The sequence below is a fragment of the Corynebacterium ulcerans genome (assembly GCF_900187135.1).
Taxonomy (GTDB): domain Bacteria; phylum Actinomycetota; class Actinomycetes; order Mycobacteriales; family Mycobacteriaceae; genus Corynebacterium; species Corynebacterium ulcerans.
On the sequence record NZ_LT906443.1, the window covers coordinates 2,130,419 to 2,147,557 of the forward strand.

Consider the following 17,139-nt stretch of genomic DNA (forward strand, 5'->3'; position numbering starts at 1 on the left):
ATTGATGAAAATCTCAGTTTATTGTCGATGTCCTGGCTTTAATGGAATTGGGAATAAAAATGTATAGGGAAGCCTCGCGTAACTGGCGAGTACTTGTGAATCGTTTAATAAAAGCTGTACATATATCGCAAGGGATATGTGTAGCTGCCATTGTTGCTCTGGTGTTTTCTGTTTTAAGCGTTGCGGCTGGAACACCAACTGCCCATGCCCAAAATAGGGAATGTGCAGGGACGTGGGACAACCTCAAGTGGGAGGAGGGGAGTGGGGTAAAAAATGGTAGTTATACGAACGTAAGCCAGTTTGCTGTTGCAAGCTTTGATTGGTCGGTTCCTGATACTGCGAAAGCAGGAGAAACCTTTACGTTGAAATTGCCAGATCAGCTAAAGCCTGCGTCGGGTATTTCAACTTCCTTTGAGCTGAAAGATGCAAGCGGCATAAAAGTTGCCGATGCCGCTTGGGAAGGCAAGACTCTTAGGATCACTCTTGCTGATTATGCGAATTCTCGTTTCAATGTGAAAGGCCAAGCCCGTGTATCGCTTGAATGGGATCGAAGTGGTATCGATACAAACCGCGGATATGACAGCAAAACTGATGGATCACTGAACTTTACTGGTTGTGGTAACGGTGGCCTTGAAGGCGTCTACCCTAAAGATGGTCCTTCTGGCGATACACATGAAAATGCCAAAAGAGGGCAATATGATGGCGAATATGTAGTGGAAGGAACTTCTTACTACCTTACTCGTTGGACGGTTTACGTTGATGGCAGGACTAAAGGAACCGATGGAATTAATGATTTCACGGTTACAGACACTGCCCCTGATGGGCACAAATTTGTTTGTGATTCCAAATACAACAGGGGATTGATACCTACTGAAGTAGGGACTTTTTATCAAAGTGCTTACCAAAGGGACCGAATCATTGATGCTGATGAGAGAAATCAGGGTGGGTATTACGCAGGCGTAACCGCGAACGGAATGCTTCACACAGGTTATGGGTTTGAGCTGAACTGTTCAGCGAATCAACTCACAGTCCGCTTTCCGTATGGAGTATCACAAAATTCTGGCCCACTCGTTAATTTCTATACTTACACCACCGAGCGGCCACAGCCTTTCTCTACTCAGAAGAACACGGCTTATATCAGCGATAAACAGGTAGAAGGTTTCACCTATATTCCGGGTGCAGACGGGTCGGGGTCTGGCAATACTGGCGGCTTCTCGATTAAGAAAGTTGTTATGGGTGGTGCTGGAGCTCAGATCCCAGCGTCATTCAAATTTAATTACAAGTGCGTGCGCGAGTCGACGACACTCGAGAACACCATTGAGGTTTCTCCGAATAACGGTTTTGTCCACGTCAAAGACATTGAAAAGGGCATGCGTTGTGAGATTACGGAAGTTTCCCAAGAAACCACAGCACCGAAGCCACGTTTAACATGGGAAATAGATGGTAAACCTGCGGACAAGGCTGAATTTGAAGCGCGCTCTCCGGAAGAGAAATCCATCGACCTCATCGCAATTAACACGTACGACTCCACGCCTAAAACTGGAACATTCACTATTACTAAGAAAGTTTCCGGCTGGGATGAGGAAAAAGCGAAAGGCAAAGAGTTCACCTTTAGCTACCAATGTGAAGCTGCTGGGCATGCCGAAGTTAAGGGAGAAATCCAGGTAAAGGGCAATGCGCAGAAGACACCCGTCTCGCAGCAGATTCCTGTTGGTGCAAAGTGCAAAGTCACTGAAAAAACTGACAGCGCGCAGATCGAGGGATACTCGTTAAAGACGACGGTCACTCCGGAAGAAGTGACTATCACAGACACAGAAGGCGATAACGCGGTTGGCTTTGAAGCTGTTAACCAGTACGAAAAGACTGCAGGAACTTTCCGGATTGAGAAGCAGCTGGTGGGTGCGGAGGACGTCGTTAAGCAGCTAGAAGACCGCGAATTTACCTTCAAATACACGTGCGGCAACGATGCTGAAGCTACAGCAAAAGTTTCTAAGAATAAGCCGTTTGAATCGAGCAAGCAGTATCCCCTAGGAACCGAATGCACGGTGAAGGAAGAGACCGCGGGTACTGAGGTTAAGGACCAAAAGTGGTCTCATACGCTTACTCCTGCTGATGGAAAGATCAAGATCAGTGCAGAAAACACTGCAAAGGTAGTGGCCTCGAATACGTACACGCCGGTTCCTAAGGGGCGGTTTACCGTGAATAAGAAGATCGAGGGATCGGCTGCTTTGCTTGCAGATGAGTCTGTGCAGAATCGTAAATTCAAGGGTCAGTATCGCTGCGGTACTCAAGACTGGACTCAGTTCGAGTTTTCTGTGAAGGAACCTTTCGTTTCTCCTGAATACCCAGAAGAAACTTCATGTCACATAGAAGAACACACCAACAGTACGGAAATTCCTGGTTTCACGTGGTCAGGGGCAAACGACAACAAGGAAGAGTTGTCGATCCTGCGTGACAACAATGCAAACATTCAGGTTGAACTGATCAATAAGTACACCCAGAAAGTCGGTGGTTTTAAGCTCACCAAGTTTGTTGATGGCCCTGCGGCTTCGTTGGCAAAAGACATTGAGTACAAGTTCGATTATGTCTGCGGCGAGAAAACAGGCTCGCTCAAAGTCAAGGAAGGTCAGACCGTCGATGGTCCCACAGATATTCCTATCAATACGAACTGCACTATTACGGAATCCGAGGTTGATGTCCCAGCCGGTGTGACGTGGCTAGGTACACTCCCCAACGGTGGAAAGTTCACCATTAAAGAAGGCGAAACCGTTGATATTCATGCCAAGAATACTTTTGAGCATTCCAAGGGTGGGTTCTCGATTCTCAAGACCGTAGGCGGAGACGCTTCAGATCTCGATGCATTGAAGTCAAAGCAGTATGAGTTTACCTATGTCTGTGAGCAACCAAATGGTCAGCCAGTTAAAGGCAGTATCAGTACAACTCCTGGAAAGAGCGTTACGGTTAAAGACATACTTGTTGGTTCTGAGTGCAAGGTAACGGAGACTCAGTCTGATTATCCGAACGTTGACTGGTTGGTTGAGTTTTCAGGTGAAGGCGTGGAAGTCGAGGGAAACAAGGCAACGTTTAGGATTGCGGATCACAATAAGCCTTCAGTCAATCTGAAAGCAAAGAACACTTTCACTCAATATAAGGGCGGGTTCTCTCTTGAGAAGACTGTCGCGGCTGAAGACGGGATCAAGACCCCTCAGAAGTTTGACTTCACATGGACATGTGGCAACGTGAACGGTGAGGTGAAAGTACCAGTTGAAAACGGCAAGGGGTCCGTGGACGTCTCTGAAGAGATCCCTGTTGGTACTTCTTGCGTGGTGGTTGAAAAAGACGCCAAGGTTGCTGGAACGGAACTAGTGACAGAGTGGAAAAATCAAAGATTCACCATTGGAAAGAAATCGGAAATTGTTCGGGTTTCCGCGAAGAACACCTATACGCATGAGACTGGCGGATTCCTCATCGAGAAACAAATTATCGGTGGTGCTAGGGATAAGGCAGCAGATAAGACGTTTACATTCGATTATGTTTGCACCAAGGATGGTAAAGAAGTAAGAAAAGCGTCCACGCAAATTAGGGGCGAAGGGCGCTCCGAGCTTATCGACGCCCTACCTGTTGGCACCGAATGCCACATAGAGGAGCACGACGCCAAGATCAGTGGAACGCAGTGGAAACACACCATCTCTGATCACGGGAAGTTCAAGATTTCTAGCGCACACGTGACCTACAAGGCAACGGTGGTCAATGGATATGAATCGCTCAATTTCCTTCCGATCCTCCCGCTGATACCGCTCATCCCGTTGATACCTTTTATTGTTGGACCATCGTCACAACCACCGGTGATTACACCTGTAGCGCCGATGGAAAAGAACCCGACAGCGGAGAAACCTCGTGAGGTAAAGACCGCTTCCAAGCGTGATAAGCCTTCATTGGCAAAGACTGGTGCTAATACACTAGGAATTGCTTTGGCTGCGTTCTTGCTAGTGGGAATGGGGATGTTGTTGGTACGCCGCAATCGGCGAAACACAATAGCCACAAAAGAATCAACCCAGGAAATTAGAGACTAATAGTTTTCTATAATTCGAAATAACTGGAGTATGTCGCGTATAAAGACGTACTCCAGTTATTTTTTGTCACGAATATCACACGGATAAATAAGGCCGAAATCTTAGTGCTAGCGGGAGAATCTAGCGCCCAAAAAGAGATTTTTTAATGAGAAAAAGATAAAAATGGGACACTGTGTTATTTCACACTAATGAAAGAATGTGTCCTTTGTGTACGTCTATGCGGGTGGGGAAATTTCAAAGATTTCTACACTTACCTGCGTAAATAAAGTTTCTCCCAGGGTTTGGCAACCTCGCAGTTCCGTTTCTTTTTAAAAAAAAGTGACAAAAACCTCAGTTTACTAATCGGAATTTATTAGGATAGTTTTAGTTTTTGTGAAAAAAGTGTAAGTTTCTAAGTGCACTGATCGGATGCATTTCATTTTAATTTCCACTTCTATCTAGGGAGAGTTTTATCTTGAAGATTCGTAAGATCACCCTTACCATTGCGGGCGCAACTCTGCTGGTGGGTTCTGCAGCAGCGATCACTTCGGCGCAGGCAAGTACTCATTCGCCAGAGCGGCACCCTCACGAGTGGTGCCATAAGACCTTCGGTGATGATCAGCATGACCTTTGTAACTACTACAACTGGGCTAAGGACGCTGCTCATGAGCTGCGTTCAAATGGGGAGATTGAGGATGCCGACGCTTATGAGAGTCAGGCAGCCAAGGCGCTTAGCCGTCTTTATGCAGAGCAGAAAGCAGAGCAGAAGCAAGGCATTTAGTCTTACATTTTTGTAGCTCTGGCTATTGATTTTCGTTACTTGTCATCAAGCCCCTTACGGTTCTTTCACCGCCAACTGGAAGATCTGTAAGGGGTTTGCCGTTGTAAGGCTCAAAGGGGGGCTGTGTGCTCTGCAGTGAGGTCTTGTCGTGGTCTTGCAAAGAGCCGTATTTTCGTGTTTTTACTGTCTTTATTGGTGCGCTAAAAACTTTTAGTTGAATTGTGATCTTCATTGCAGCCATGTTGCTGTGTTCTTTTAGTGAAAGTGGCTTTTAGCTGCGCAATGTGGTGAAAGTCTGTGCGACGGCGTCGAAAAGCTTTATCGATAACTATTACTTGATAGCTTTCACCGTGTAGTTTCTCTTTATCGCTTAGTACACAATGTGCTGGGCTTGGTCCGAAAAGGTCGGTCAGATTTTATGGCTCATACAGACTCCTCATTTCTTACAGCGGATCAGGAGGGATACAAAACAACACTGAGTTCACGTCATATCCAGATGATGGCACTTGGTTCTGCGATTGGTACGGGACTCTTTATGGGAGCCGGTGGGCGTTTGGCCACTGCGGGGCCATCGTTGGTTTTGGCATATCTTATCTGTGGTTTTTTTGCTTTCTTTATTTTGCGTGCCGTAGGAGAACTTGTTTTATACCGTGCGTCTTCCGGTGCTGTCGTCTCCTGGACTCGTGAATTCATGGGAGAGCGGGCTGGTTTTGTGGTGGGATGGGTCTACTTCATGATGTGGGCCTTGACAGGAATTGCGGACACTACGGCTATCGCGATTTATCTAAAATTCTGGAACCTTTTCTCAGATATCCCGCAATGGGTACTTGCTTTAGCTGCATTAGTTATTGTGCTGCTTCTTAATCTCATCTCGGTTCGAGTATTTGGTGAGATGGAATTTTGGTTCGCGATGATCAAAATTGCTGCGATCTGCTTGTTCATGGCTGTTGCAATCTTTTTTGTGGTGACGGGCCGCATCGTGGTGGATCAACCAGCAGGCTTTGCCAATATTGCTGAACATGGCGGAATCTTCCCTATGGGATTCTTGCCTTTGGTTGTTGTCATCAGTGGCGTGGTGTTTGCTTACTTTGGTATTGAGCTCATTGGTACGGCAGCAGGAGAGACCAAGGACGCTGAGAAAGAAATGCCTAAGGCTGTTAACAGTGTTATTTGGCGCATCATTGTGTTCTACTGCGGCTCGGTTATGCTGCTAGCTTTGGTGCTTCCATATACTGCATATTCTGCGGGTGTCTCGCCGTTTGTGACCTTCTTTGATTCGATAGGCGTTCCTTCTGCTGGCACGATCATGAATTTGGTCGTTATTACTGCGGCTTTGTCTTCGCTCAATGCTGGCCTGTATTCCACTGGGCGCACTATGCGTACCATGGCTCGTGCTGGGACAGCTCCGGAAATGTTGGGGGCTTTTAATAAGCGAGGTGTTCCTTTTGGTGGCATCGCGTTGAACTCTACAGTGGTGCTCATCGGCGTGGTCATAAACTACCTTGCTCCGGGTAAGGCTTTTGATATTGCGCTTAATATGACTGCAATCTGTGTGGTTGTTAACTGGGCTTTTACCATCGTGTGCCATATGCGGATGATTAAGGCGGTAGAGGAACGCCCTGCATTCCGGATGCCGTGGGCTCCTGTGACTAACTGGATAACTCTGGGTTTCTTGGTATTGATCGTTATTTTGATTGCTGCTGGTTCCTGGGATGGATTCCTGACGGTGGTGGCATCTGTATGCACGGTTCCGCTGTTTGTGCTGGGATGGTATGCAACCCGTGGGCAGGTTGAGAAGCGCCGTGCAGAACACGCACGGGTAATTGCAGAAAAGCAAGAGAGCGTTATAGAGGTTTAAGCTTGTCGACGTTCATCGGGTCGCGCGGAACACTATGTTACTGCGTGGCCCGGTTTTTATGTGCATGGTTATACCAGTGATTTATTGTGACTGATTTATGATTTTTTCATTTTAGTGAAAAACTTCACAGGTAATTTTCTAGATATGGGATCGGACATTTCCGAGCGTAAAAAGCCGTTTTACCTTAGAAAACAACTCAGTCTGTCCGGTTTTTATTTGGGTTTTGTTGGTTTTGTGATCTATTCCGTGTGAATCTGCCGTGCAACTGAACTCAAATCCGCATAGATTGTGAACTATGAGCCCAAGAAAAATTGGAGTGACCGAGGTCGCTTTACGCGATGCGCATCAGAGCTTGTTTGCAACTCGTATGGCCATGGAAGACATGGTTGACGCATGCGAGGACATAGATAAGGCAGGATTCTGGAGCGTCGAGTGCTGGGGTGGTGCAACGTTTGACGCGTGCATCAGATTCCTTAATGAGGATCCCTGGGAGAGACTTCGCACTTTCCGTAAATTAATGCCAAATTCCAAGCTCCAGATGCTGCTCCGTGGGCAGAACCTTCTGGGATACCGCCACTATGAAGACTTGGTGGTGGACAAGTTCGTTGAGAAGTCCAAGGAAAACGGCATGGATGTGTTCCGTGTCTTTGACGCTCTCAACGACCCACGCAACCTGGAACACGCTATGCGTGCGGTGAAGAAAGTCGATGGGCACGCCCAAGGAACCATCTGCTACACCGTTTCACCACTGCATACTGTCGAAGGATATGTTGAGCTTGCGGGCCGACTTCTAGACATGGGGGCAGATTCCATCGCGCTGAAGGACATGGCAGCGCTGTTGAAGCCTCAGCCGGCATACGATGTTATCCGCGCGATTAAAGAAACCTATGGCGAAGAGACTCAGATTAACGTCCACTGCCACTCCACAACCGGCGTTACACTCGTGACCTTGATGAAGGCCATTGAAGCTGGCGCAGATGTTGTGGATACTGCCATTTCTTCGCTCTCCCTCGGCCCGGGACACAACCCCACTGAGTCCCTCGTAGAGATGCTTGAGGGCACCGACTACACCACAGATCTAGACATGGATCGTCTGATCAACGTCCGCGATCACTTTAAAGCAATTCGCCCGAAGTACAAGGAATTTGAGTCCAAGACGCTGGTGGATACCAATATCTTCCTCTCCCAGATTCCTGGCGGCATGCTTTCTAACATGGAAAGCCAGCTCACCGCCCAAGGTGCCGGAGATCGTATTGATGAAGTGATGCGTGAAGTCCCCATCGTTCGTAAGGATGCCGGATACCCGCCACTGGTCACGCCGTCTTCCCAGATCGTGGGAACCCAGGCTGTCTTCAACGTCCTTATGGGACGCTACAAGGTCATGACTGCAGAATTCGCGGACCTCATGCTTGGCTACTACGGCGAGTGCATCGGCGAGCGCAATCCTGAAATCGTTGAACAAGCAAAGGCTCAGACTAAGAAGGAAGCCATTACTGAGCGCCCGGCTGATCTCCTTGAGCCAGAGTGGGATCACCTTGTGGAGGAAGCCAACAAACTTGAGGGCTGCGATGGTACAGACGAAGACGTACTGACCAATGCGCTGTTCCCAGGCGTTGCTCCAGGGTTCTTTAAGAACCGCCCCGAAGGGCCAAAGAACGTGGGTAAGGACCCATCAAAGATCAAGACCCGCGAGAATGAGGCCGTTCTCGAACCGATTACCTACAAGGTCACCGTGGGCGGTCGCAGCCAGACCGTCAAGGTCGAGCCCGCCGAGTAAAGGAGAACCGAAGACATGTCTCAAGAACCTACTATGTCTGAGCGCCTAGACCAGCTCGCTAAGGCTCGTCATGAGATCGAGCTAGGCGGCGGCGAAGCTAAAATCGAAAAGCAGCATGAAAAAGGCAAACTAACAGCTCGTGAGCGCGTCGCAGCGCTTCTCGACGAAGGCACATTCCGCGAAATCGGCATGTTTGCCAAGCATCGCACCACGCACTTTGGCATGGATAAAGCAGTCGCGCCGGCAGACGGCGTTGTTACTGGCTCGGGAGCGATTTTTGGTCGTGCCGTCCACGTAGCATCACAGGATTTCACCGTGATGGGCGGATCAGCTGGCGAGACTCAGTCCAACAAGGTCGCAGCGATGATGGAAGCTTCTGCTACCACTGGAACTCCTTTCATCTTCATCAACGACTCCGGTGGAGCACGCGTGCAAGAGGGAATCGACTCCCTTTCGGGCTACGGCAAGGTGTTCTACCAGAACGTTCTTCTTTCCGGACTTGTACCACAGGTTTCGATTATCTCGGGCCCATGCGCTGGAGGCGCTGCATATTCGCCTGCTCTGACTGACTTCATCATTCAGACTCGCAAGGCCAACATGTTCATCACTGGCCCTGGCGTGATTAAGTCGGTCACGGGTGAAGAGGTCACCGCAGATGCTCTAGGCGGAGCAGACGCTCATATGTCTAAGGCCGGAAACATCCACTTCATTGCTGATGATGACGAGCAGGCGATCCTCATCGCGCAGAAGTTACTGAGCTTCTTGCCACAGAACAATACGGAAGAACCACCGGTTGTTGAACCAGATCCAATCGTTACTCCCGATGAGGAGCTGCGGGAGATCGTTCCAGTCGATGGAAAGCGCGGTTATGACGTTCGCGATATTATTTCGCGCGTTGTAGACCGTGGCGACTTCCTTGAAGTGCAGGCTGGATATGCACAAAACCTCGTCGTGGGATTTGCCCGCATCGTAGGCCGTACTGTGGGCATTGTGGCTAACCAACCAAACGTGATGTCCGGTGTGCTGGACATCAACTCCTCGGATAAGGGAAGCCAGTTCATCCGTTTCTGCAACGCCTTTAACATCCCGCTTGTGACTTTTGTGGACGTTCCAGGCTTTATGCCGGGTGTTGCTCAAGAACACGGTGGCATCATCCGACATGGCGCCAAGATGCTGTACGCATACTCGGCAGCCAGCGTGCCAAAGATCACGGTGGAGCTGCGTAAGTCCTACGGTGGAGCGCACCTAGCTATGTGCTCGAAGGACCTGGGAGCTGACCGCGTGTTTGCATGGCCCACTGCAGAAATCGCAGTGATGGGCGCAGAAGGCGCAGTCAATGTGGTCTTCCGCAAGGAGATCGAAGCCGCAGAAGATAAGGAAGCCAAGCGCGATGAGCTCATCCGCCTGTACAAGGAGACTTTCTCCACTCCGTATATGGCAGCCTCCCGTGGCTTGGTTGATGACATCATCGATCCCGCAGAAACCCGCCTGCATATTGCAGATGCGCTTGAGGTCTTGACCAACAAGCGAGTAGTTCGCCCTGCCAAGAAGCACGGCCTAGGTCCGGTATAAGGAGCAACGGTGAGCGAATCAAACAGCGAGCAACTTGCTCAATTAGTCGCGGAACTCTCAGCGCGGCTTGATGCGGCGGAAGCTGAGCTTAAAGAGCTGCGTAAGCGTTCCGACGCTTCCATCCCAGAAGACGTCATCATTGCTATTTCTGCAGCGGTGTCAGCCTTCATGGGTAATCGCGGCACGATTAAGGCAGTCCATTACTCCCGCGAAAGAACGTGGGCAGCGCAGGGACGTCAGAAGGTCCAGCATCACATTCCGGGTCAGCTGTAGGCATCCGAAGGTAGAAGGTAAAACATGAAACTTAACGTGACAGTCAACGGGATCGCCTATTCTGTCGAGGTCGAGGTGGAAGAGGAGAAGCGTCAGATCGCTCCCATCTACTTTGGTGGCGGCTCAGGCGCAACCCATTCTGAACCAGCCAACGCGAGCGTCTCCGGTGTATCGGCAAACGCTGTCGTCGCTCCGCTTGCCGGATCGGTCTTCAAGATCTTGGTTGAAGAAGGCGAAGAGATCGAGGCCGGCCAGGTGCTCCTGATCCTCGAAGCCATGAAGATGGAGACCGAGATTACGGCTCCTAATGCGGGCACCATCAGTAGCGTTCGCGTTGCCGTTGGTGATTCCGTTCAGGGAGGTCAGGCCCTTATTACCATCGATTAAATTCGCGTCGGTGTGGCGGGCTATGCGTACGCTCAAATACATGGTTATATGAGTGGGAAATGCTCGTCTGAATAGCGAAAAGGAAGCCTCGGTACATGCGAAACCGCAACCACCATACCCGCCGTTTGTTTATCACAGCAGCAATCACAGGGATGGCGGTCTTCGGTTCGCCAGGTGCCGGGGCTTCTGAGATTATGCCGCAGCAGGCTCCGGTTTCCACGTGGGTGAATCAGGTGGCTGAGCAGCTGCGTGGAGCAGGCATCGTTGCTCCTCCTGTAGACCCTGCAGCGGTTGTTTCTGCAGACGCAGCGGTTGCTCGTATGCAATCTGACATGGACGCTTTTAATGCGAATGTTCAAGCAGCAGGGGCACAGGCACAAGCAGCTCTAGGACAAGCGTTGCAGCCTCATAAGCCACAAGCTATTCATCAGACACCGACTCCGCGTGCACATACCCAGCCAGTGCACAAAGATGCGCAAGGCCGTACGATCCCCGAGGTTGTACAACGGGAAAAGACCTTTGAGCCCATCATTGATGGCCCTAACTATCATTGGCGTACGGATCTCCTCTCGCAGTTTATGGCACAACACCCCGGGAAAGTTCTCAATCGAGTAGCCGGTAGCTGGTTCAACTCGCCGGATATTCCAGCTGAATCCTTAGCCGCAGAACAACGCGGAATGTCTCTGTATGGCCCAGGAACCCCTGTGTATGTGGGAAAGAATTCTCTGTGTACTGTCGCTGCGACGGGACACGATGCCGCGGGGCGCGCGGTAGCCATTACCGCGGGACACTGTGGGGCAGTGGGACAAAGCGTGGAATCTGCTGACTCTTGGCGAATCGGCCCAAGCGGAACAGTTGCCGTTCGGGGTGAGCATTTGGACTATTCGGTTATTGAGCTTGGTTCTAATGCACAGGTAACCAATGAGTACAACGGGATTCGCGTTAATTCGGTGGGAGGCCACAACCCTAATGCCGGAGAAACAGCATGCAAGCAGGGTGTGGCTACCGGACACTCCTGTGGACATATCTGGACCAAAGACGCACGCACTTCAATGTCGCAGATTTGTGCTCGCCAGGGCGATTCTGGTGCACCGGTGATCGTGGGAGATCGCGTCGTGGGGATTATCAAGAGAGGTGCTATCAATAACCAAGCTCTTGCATGCCATACCCCATGGCAGGGGCCGATGTTCATGCCCACGATTTCCACCAATATGGATGCCGTTATCGCAGATATAAACGCCAAGAACGGTGTTGGCGCTGGCTTTAAAATCGCGAAATAGAAGATAAAACAAAGGGCAGGTGTCGCTGAATAAACAGCGGACACCTGCCCTTTTAATATTTAATCTTGGGAGCTAATCACGTGACTCTTGTTTTTGCGTACCCAAAACATCCAGCGCCGGGGCGTGGAGTAGGCCGTTGGACGCAATCGCACTACCGCCGTGCGGTCCTCGTTCACCCGTGAGAGAGGTGAAAGTGCCGCCGGCTTCCTCTACCAATACGGTTAAGGGTGCTAGGTCCCAGAGTGAGACCTCCGGTTCTGCAGCGATGTCCACCGCACCTTCTGCGACGAGACAGTAGGACCAAAAATCTCCAAAACCGCGTAGTCGCCACGTTCGCTCGGTTAAGTCAATAAAGCGTTGGTCCAAACCTAGGGTTTGCCAACCGCTGAAGGAAGAAAACGAGAGGGAGGCGTGGTCGAGGTCTGCAACGCGAGAGACGGACAGCTTTGTGGGGGTTCCGCCGTTGAAGGTGCGCCATGCCCCTTGACCGGAGGCAGCCCACCAACGGCGCGCTAGAGCTGGCGCTGTGACCACACCGACTACCGGGGTGCCGTCGACAAGCAAAGCGATAAGTGTTGCCCATGCAGGGACGCCTCGCACAAAGTTCTTTGTGGCGTCAATGGGATCAATGACCCACTGCCGTCCCTTTAACTCCACGTCACCGCCAAATTCCTCCCCGAGGATGGCGTCGTCGGGGTAACGTGCAGCGATGAGCTCCCGGAGGGCCTTTTCGCAGGCGAGGTCGGCATCGCTTACGGGGGTCATGTCTGGTTTGGAGTCTACAACCAGGTCGCTTGAGTCGAAGCGTTTGAAGGTTATCGCATCGGCGGCGTCAGCAAGTGATAGAGCAAATTCAAGATCAGAATTATAAGAAGTCATACACACCAGCTTTCCTGAGATGCGTTGCAAAAACTAGGGTCGGATTAATTCGCAGGAGGTAAGGCGCGAAGAATCGTTGCGATTTCATCAGCTGCCTGCGGATTCGCAGCAATACACCAGGTCACACCCGCGGCTTCAACTTTGATGCACGTGCCGCCTACGCCTTCCACGAGAGCACGGCCGGGGAGCCAATCCCAATCCTGGACAGTGTGTTGGACATAAGCGCCCAAGGTGCCGTCAGCAACTCCACCCAGGTCAACCGAACCCGCCCCGATCATTCTCCAGCTGAGGAAGCCCTGTGCAAGGGAAAGCCATGCGTTAAGCAGTGCCGGCTCAGCGATGAAAGGAGGGTTGAGATACGTGGCCATGCTGATGAGCTCAGTGGATTTATTCTCTAATGATGGCAGGGCTTTGCCGTCGCGGGTTGTGGGAATATCTTTGCCACCAAACCAGGTGTACCCCATCGCAGGCCTGTGTACAGCGCCGAAACAGACCTTATCCGGATGCGCAGGATCGCCTTCTACCAACGCAAGGGCGGAACACCAATAGTCTGAACCGCTAATAAAATTGTATGTTCCATCAACCGGATCGATCACCCATGTGCGCCCGGAGGTTCCAGCTTTGTGGGTGCCTTCTTCGCCGAGGATGCCGTCTTCCGGCCGAAGCGCGCTAATCACACCTGTGACAAACTGCTCGGCTGCACGATCTGCATCCGTGACTACGTCGGAGAGGGAGGTCTTAAAGTCTGTAGATACTCCCTGCTCGCGCATCCTCCACGCCAAGCGGCCCGCATTGAACACCAGCGCTTGTGCTAGGTGCTCATCAGAATCTTGATCGTGGGCGATAACAAAAGTCTTGGTGATCGTTGCGATCATGTCAGCTAACGAGGAATGTAATGCAGTATCCCGAGGTTGATCCATATCCACCATTGTCACCTTTTCCCAGGAGAGTTGCCAACCGTGGCGGAGTAGCAACCCCACAAAACATGGGGAATAGGTTCTTGGATTTGGCTTCCTGGCTGATCATCGCAGCAAAGTGCCTGTTTGTCTGCTAAAAAGCAGCCGGAACAGCGGGTGCAAAGCAGAAGATGGATATGTATCCCGCTAAACTAGTTCTTCATGCGCCCGGAAATTCTCGCTGCTCTCAATGAACTTGATGCAACCTTGACCACGATCGAAAAGGTCATGGACCCCGAGGAATTAGCATCGCGCGTCCGTGAGCTGGAGCAACAAGCCTCCGACCCCACGTTGTGGGATAACCCTGACCATGCTCAGAAGGTGACCACGGAGCTGTCTTCAGTACAAGCGCAGCTGAAGAAACTTATAGGCTTGCGGCAGCGTATCGACGACATCCCGGTGATGTACGAACTCGCCGAAGAAGAGGGCGACGGCACCGAGCTTGCCGACGAAGAGCTGGCCGAGCTCACTGCAGAGATTGAATCTCTAGAAGTGAAAACCATGCTATCCGGCGAATATGATTCCCGTGAAGCCGTGATCAACATTCGCTCTGGGGCAGGCGGCGTTGACGCTGCAGACTGGGCAGAGATGCTGATGCGCATGTATGTCCGCTGGGCGGAAAAGAACGACCGCAAGGTCGACATTTATGACATCTCTTATGCGGAAGAAGCGGGTATTAAATCAGCGACGTTCGTTGTCCACGGTGAATACATGTATGGCCAGCTCTCTGTGGAGCAAGGCGCACACCGGCTAGTAAGAATTTCTCCGTTTGATAACCAAGGACGCCGCCAGACCTCATTCGCTGAGGTAGAGGTTCTCCCCGTGGTTGAGCAGACGGACCACATCGACATTCCAGACTCTGAAGTACGCGTGGACGTCTATCGCTCCTCCGGGCCTGGCGGACAGTCCGTGAACACCACTGACTCGGCCGTGCGGTTGACGCATATTCCTACAGGGATCGTGGTCACCTGCCAAAACGAGAAATCCCAGATTCAAAACAAGGCCTCTGCTATGCGAGTTCTCCAGGCTAAACTCCTGGAGAAGAAGCGCCAAGAAGAACGAGCTGAACTCGATGCCCTGGGTGCTGGTGGCAACGCCTCGTGGGGAAACCAAATGCGCTCCTACGTGTTGCACCCGTATCAGATGGTGAAAGATCTGCGTACCAATTATGAAGTCAATGATCCGCAAAAGGTGCTCGACGGAGACATTGATGGCTTGTTAGAAGCTGGCATCCGCTGGCGTATGGCACAGCAGCAGGAACAATAACGGAGGGAAGTCCTGGGAGGGGCGTCGAGAAGCTTTGTTAGCGACGTCGAATCTCAGTTTTTCCCGGATACTTCTTCGCGATCTCCAGGTAGTGCTTGCGTTTTGCCCTTGTGCACGAGTCCCACAGCACCCATGTAAGGAAAGTAAAGTCAATTTTCTCCGGGCATCCCGCCGCCGTAATAGCAGGCTAAACGACGCACAACTCGCCACAATCTGATCATGCGCGGCACGAGAATCACGATGATGCGGTCAGCCTGCTCTTAGAGTTTGGCCTTACCCATAATGGATAGGGGTTCCAGGACCGATAGGAATTCCCAAGAAGTACCACAAGACAAAGAACAAGAACCATCCCACCAGCATGGATATGGAATAGGGAAGAGCTAGGGACATGAGGGTTCCCACACCCGCAGGCTTGTAATAGCGCTGGAGGAACGTCAGCGCTAGAGCAAAGTAAGGGCTCATGGGAGTGATGATGTTTGTCGGGGAATCGCCTATGCGGAAGAGCATCTGCGAGACCTCTGGAGAAACCCCTATGTACATCATCATGGGAACAATCACCGGTGCCATAAGGGCCCACTGGGCCGAGCCCGATGTAATAGCCAAGTTAAGTAAGGCGACCATAGCGACCAGCGCGCCGAATAACACGTAGACCGGCAGGTCCCATTGTTGGAGTAACTCCGCCCCTTTAATCGCAGTCCACATGCCCAGATTTGACCATTGAAACCATGCCAGGAACTGCGCGACCATAAAGAACAAGACGATCATAGGAATGAGAGTTTTGAGCCCACGCCCCATGAACTCGGGAATATCTCCCAGTCGTGTGATCGTTTTAGCGGCAACGCCATAGACGATGCCTAACCCTAAGAACATCATCGCGATGGGAACCGCGATGGCTTTAATCAGCGGGCTAGCTAGTGCTCCCTCTTCTGAATACAGCGGTGACGCTGGGATAAACAGCAGCGCAAAGTATGCGGCAAGCAGGAGCACAAAAGCGCCACCGGTAAACGCAAGGGCGCGGGCTTCACCAGGATGCAGCTTGATTTCTTCGGCTAAATCGTCATCTGTCTTATCTTTGTGAGATTGCGCGCCGGGAGAGCCTTCCGCATTTTTGGAAAACGTGAGCTCGGAATGATCGATGCGGTCATGATCTACTAACTCACGGGCTTTCTTTTTGATAAAAAGCTCAGTGACCAGCGTGATGATCAACGCAAGCACGATAGATGAGGCCACTACAAAGAAATAGTTTGCCAGGGGAGAAACGTGGTACTCGGGGTCCACGAGTTGTGCCGCAGATGTGGAAATCCCGCCCAGGAGTACGTCAGTGATGTTCAGAATCAGACTGGCATTAAAACCTGCCGATGATGCAGCGAAGGCCACCATTGCACCCACGATCGGTGATCTTCCCAGTGCTCGAAAGCTCATGGCGCCTAAGGGGATAAGGATGACATAGACGGCATCCGATGCAATAGAACCGGTGACTCCCGCCAGTGCCACCACAAAGGTCAGTGTGCGTGGTCCGACTTTGGCCACCATGGCTCGAATAAGTGCACTAATAAAACCAGAGTGCTCGGCTACAGCGACTCCGAGCATAACTGTGAGGATGACTCCGAGAGGTGGAAAAGACACAAAGTTATTCACCGCCTCAGTAAGCATTGTGCTTATGCCCTCTTTGGTGAGGAGATTGGTGACGGTAACTGGGGAATTGTCCTGGGGATTAATGGCGCTCATGCCAGCTTTTGACCCCACCCAGCTACTGATGGCTACCAGTCCAGCGAGAATAACAAAAAGCCAGAAAGGGTCGGGGAGTAGGTTGCCCACGCGCTCCACAAACCCCAGAAATCCTTTCGGCTTGGGAGGCGCGTCGTTCCTGTTTTCTAGCTTCTGCTCTGAAGTCGTGCTCATTTCTGGGCTCCGATCTTTGGGGAAGTGATGGGCGCTAGTCTAACGCGATGAAAGTGATGCGTCTCATAGATTTATGAAAACTTTATCCATTCGGGGTGAGTGAGGGGAGGAGAGATATCTAAACATATAGATGTAATTATGTGTACGGCCAGGGTG

The 17,139-nt window shown here is 51.2% G+C and carries 12 protein-coding genes; 9 read left to right on the forward strand and 3 right to left on the reverse strand.

What is annotated here, in order from left to right; all coding sequences use genetic code 11:
* Window positions 1–161 precede the first annotated feature (161 nt).
* The 8 genes from CKV68_RS11405 to CKV68_RS09700 all read left to right on the forward strand — a co-directional run bounded on the left by CKV68_RS11405 (window position 162) and on the right by CKV68_RS09700 (window position 11,980).
* The gene (locus CKV68_RS11405) at window positions 162–4,073 is read left to right on the forward strand and encodes a DUF5979 domain-containing protein (RefSeq protein WP_231910436.1); all 3,912 of its coding nucleotides are present in this window, start codon (window positions 162–164) and stop codon (window positions 4,071–4,073) included.
* A 454-nt stretch (window positions 4,074–4,527) separates the two neighbouring features.
* Entirely contained in the window at window positions 4,528–4,833 is a 306-nt protein-coding gene (locus CKV68_RS09665; protein ID WP_095076104.1) for a hypothetical protein, read from the forward strand.
* 418 nt (window positions 4,834–5,251) lie between these two features.
* On the forward strand, window positions 5,252–6,691 hold the full coding sequence (locus tag CKV68_RS09675) for an amino acid permease (protein ID WP_095076106.1): 1,440 nt from the start codon (window positions 5,252–5,254) through the stop codon (window positions 6,689–6,691).
* Window positions 6,692–6,986: 295 nt separating this feature from the next.
* Entirely contained in the window at window positions 6,987–8,468 is a 1,482-nt protein-coding gene (locus tag CKV68_RS09680; RefSeq protein WP_013910997.1) for a methylmalonyl-CoA carboxytransferase subunit 5S, read from the forward strand.
* A gap of 15 nt (window positions 8,469–8,483) precedes the next feature.
* Window positions 8,484–10,040 (forward strand): acyl-CoA carboxylase subunit beta, encoded by a 1,557-nt coding sequence (locus tag CKV68_RS09685; protein WP_013910998.1) that lies wholly within the window; start codon window positions 8,484–8,486, stop codon window positions 10,038–10,040.
* A gap of 9 nt (window positions 10,041–10,049) precedes the next feature.
* Window positions 10,050–10,313: a hypothetical protein gene (locus CKV68_RS09690; protein WP_013910999.1), complete on the forward strand. Its 264-nt coding sequence runs from the start codon at window positions 10,050–10,052 to the stop codon at window positions 10,311–10,313.
* A 24-nt stretch (window positions 10,314–10,337) separates the two neighbouring features.
* Window positions 10,338–10,700 carry a biotin/lipoyl-containing protein gene (locus CKV68_RS09695; RefSeq protein ID WP_013911000.1) on the forward strand — a complete coding sequence of 121 codons (363 nt, stop codon included), beginning with the start codon at window positions 10,338–10,340 and terminating at the stop codon, window positions 10,698–10,700.
* 95 nt (window positions 10,701–10,795) lie between these two features.
* On the forward strand, window positions 10,796–11,980 hold the full coding sequence (locus CKV68_RS09700) for a S1 family peptidase (protein WP_095076107.1): 1,185 nt from the start codon (window positions 10,796–10,798) through the stop codon (window positions 11,978–11,980).
* 72 nt (window positions 11,981–12,052) lie between these two features.
* Here CKV68_RS09700 and hisN read toward each other — a convergent pair whose 3' ends face one another.
* A complete protein-coding gene (gene hisN / locus CKV68_RS09705) occupies window positions 12,053–12,859 on the reverse strand; it encodes a histidinol-phosphatase (RefSeq protein ID WP_013911002.1) in 807 nt (268 codons plus the stop codon).
* A gap of 44 nt (window positions 12,860–12,903) precedes the next feature.
* Entirely contained in the window at window positions 12,904–13,788 is an 885-nt protein-coding gene (locus tag CKV68_RS09710) for an inositol monophosphatase family protein (protein ID WP_013911003.1), read from the reverse strand.
* A gap of 189 nt (window positions 13,789–13,977) precedes the next feature.
* Between CKV68_RS09710 and prfB the strand changes: the two genes are divergently transcribed.
* A complete protein-coding gene (gene prfB / locus CKV68_RS09715) occupies window positions 13,978–15,081 on the forward strand; it encodes a peptide chain release factor 2 (RefSeq protein WP_095076108.1) in 1,104 nt (367 codons plus the stop codon).
* A gap of 273 nt (window positions 15,082–15,354) precedes the next feature.
* Here prfB and CKV68_RS09725 read toward each other — a convergent pair whose 3' ends face one another.
* The gene (locus CKV68_RS09725) at window positions 15,355–16,983 is read right to left on the reverse strand and encodes an AbgT family transporter (RefSeq protein ID WP_095076109.1); all 1,629 of its coding nucleotides are present in this window, start codon (window positions 16,981–16,983) and stop codon (window positions 15,355–15,357) included.
* Window positions 16,984–17,139: the final 156 nt, after the last annotated feature.

What these genes read in the sequence shown, in the direction of transcription:
- CKV68_RS09695 (WP_013911000.1), top strand. Translation starts at nt 10,338, where the DNA reads ATGAAACTTAACGTGACAGTCAACGGGATCGCCTATTCTGTCGAGGTC.
- CKV68_RS09700 (WP_095076107.1), top strand. Translation starts at nt 10,796, where the DNA reads ATGCGAAACCGCAACCACCATACCCGCCGTTTGTTTATCACAGCAGCA.
- CKV68_RS09725 (WP_095076109.1), bottom strand. Translation starts at nt 16,983, where the DNA reads ATGAGCACGACTTCAGAGCAGAAGCTAGAAAACAGGAACGACGCGCCT.
- prfB (WP_095076108.1), top strand. Translation starts at nt 13,978, where the DNA reads ATGCGCCCGGAAATTCTCGCTGCTCTCAATGAACTTGATGCAACCTTG.
- CKV68_RS09710 (WP_013911003.1), bottom strand. Translation starts at nt 13,788, where the DNA reads ATGGTGGATATGGATCAACCTCGGGATACTGCATTACATTCCTCGTTA.
- CKV68_RS09685 (WP_013910998.1), top strand. Translation starts at nt 8,484, where the DNA reads ATGTCTCAAGAACCTACTATGTCTGAGCGCCTAGACCAGCTCGCTAAG.
- CKV68_RS09675 (WP_095076106.1), top strand. Translation starts at nt 5,252, where the DNA reads ATGGCTCATACAGACTCCTCATTTCTTACAGCGGATCAGGAGGGATAC.
- hisN (WP_013911002.1), bottom strand. Translation starts at nt 12,859, where the DNA reads ATGACTTCTTATAATTCTGATCTTGAATTTGCTCTATCACTTGCTGAC.
- CKV68_RS09680 (WP_013910997.1), top strand. Translation starts at nt 6,987, where the DNA reads ATGAGCCCAAGAAAAATTGGAGTGACCGAGGTCGCTTTACGCGATGCG.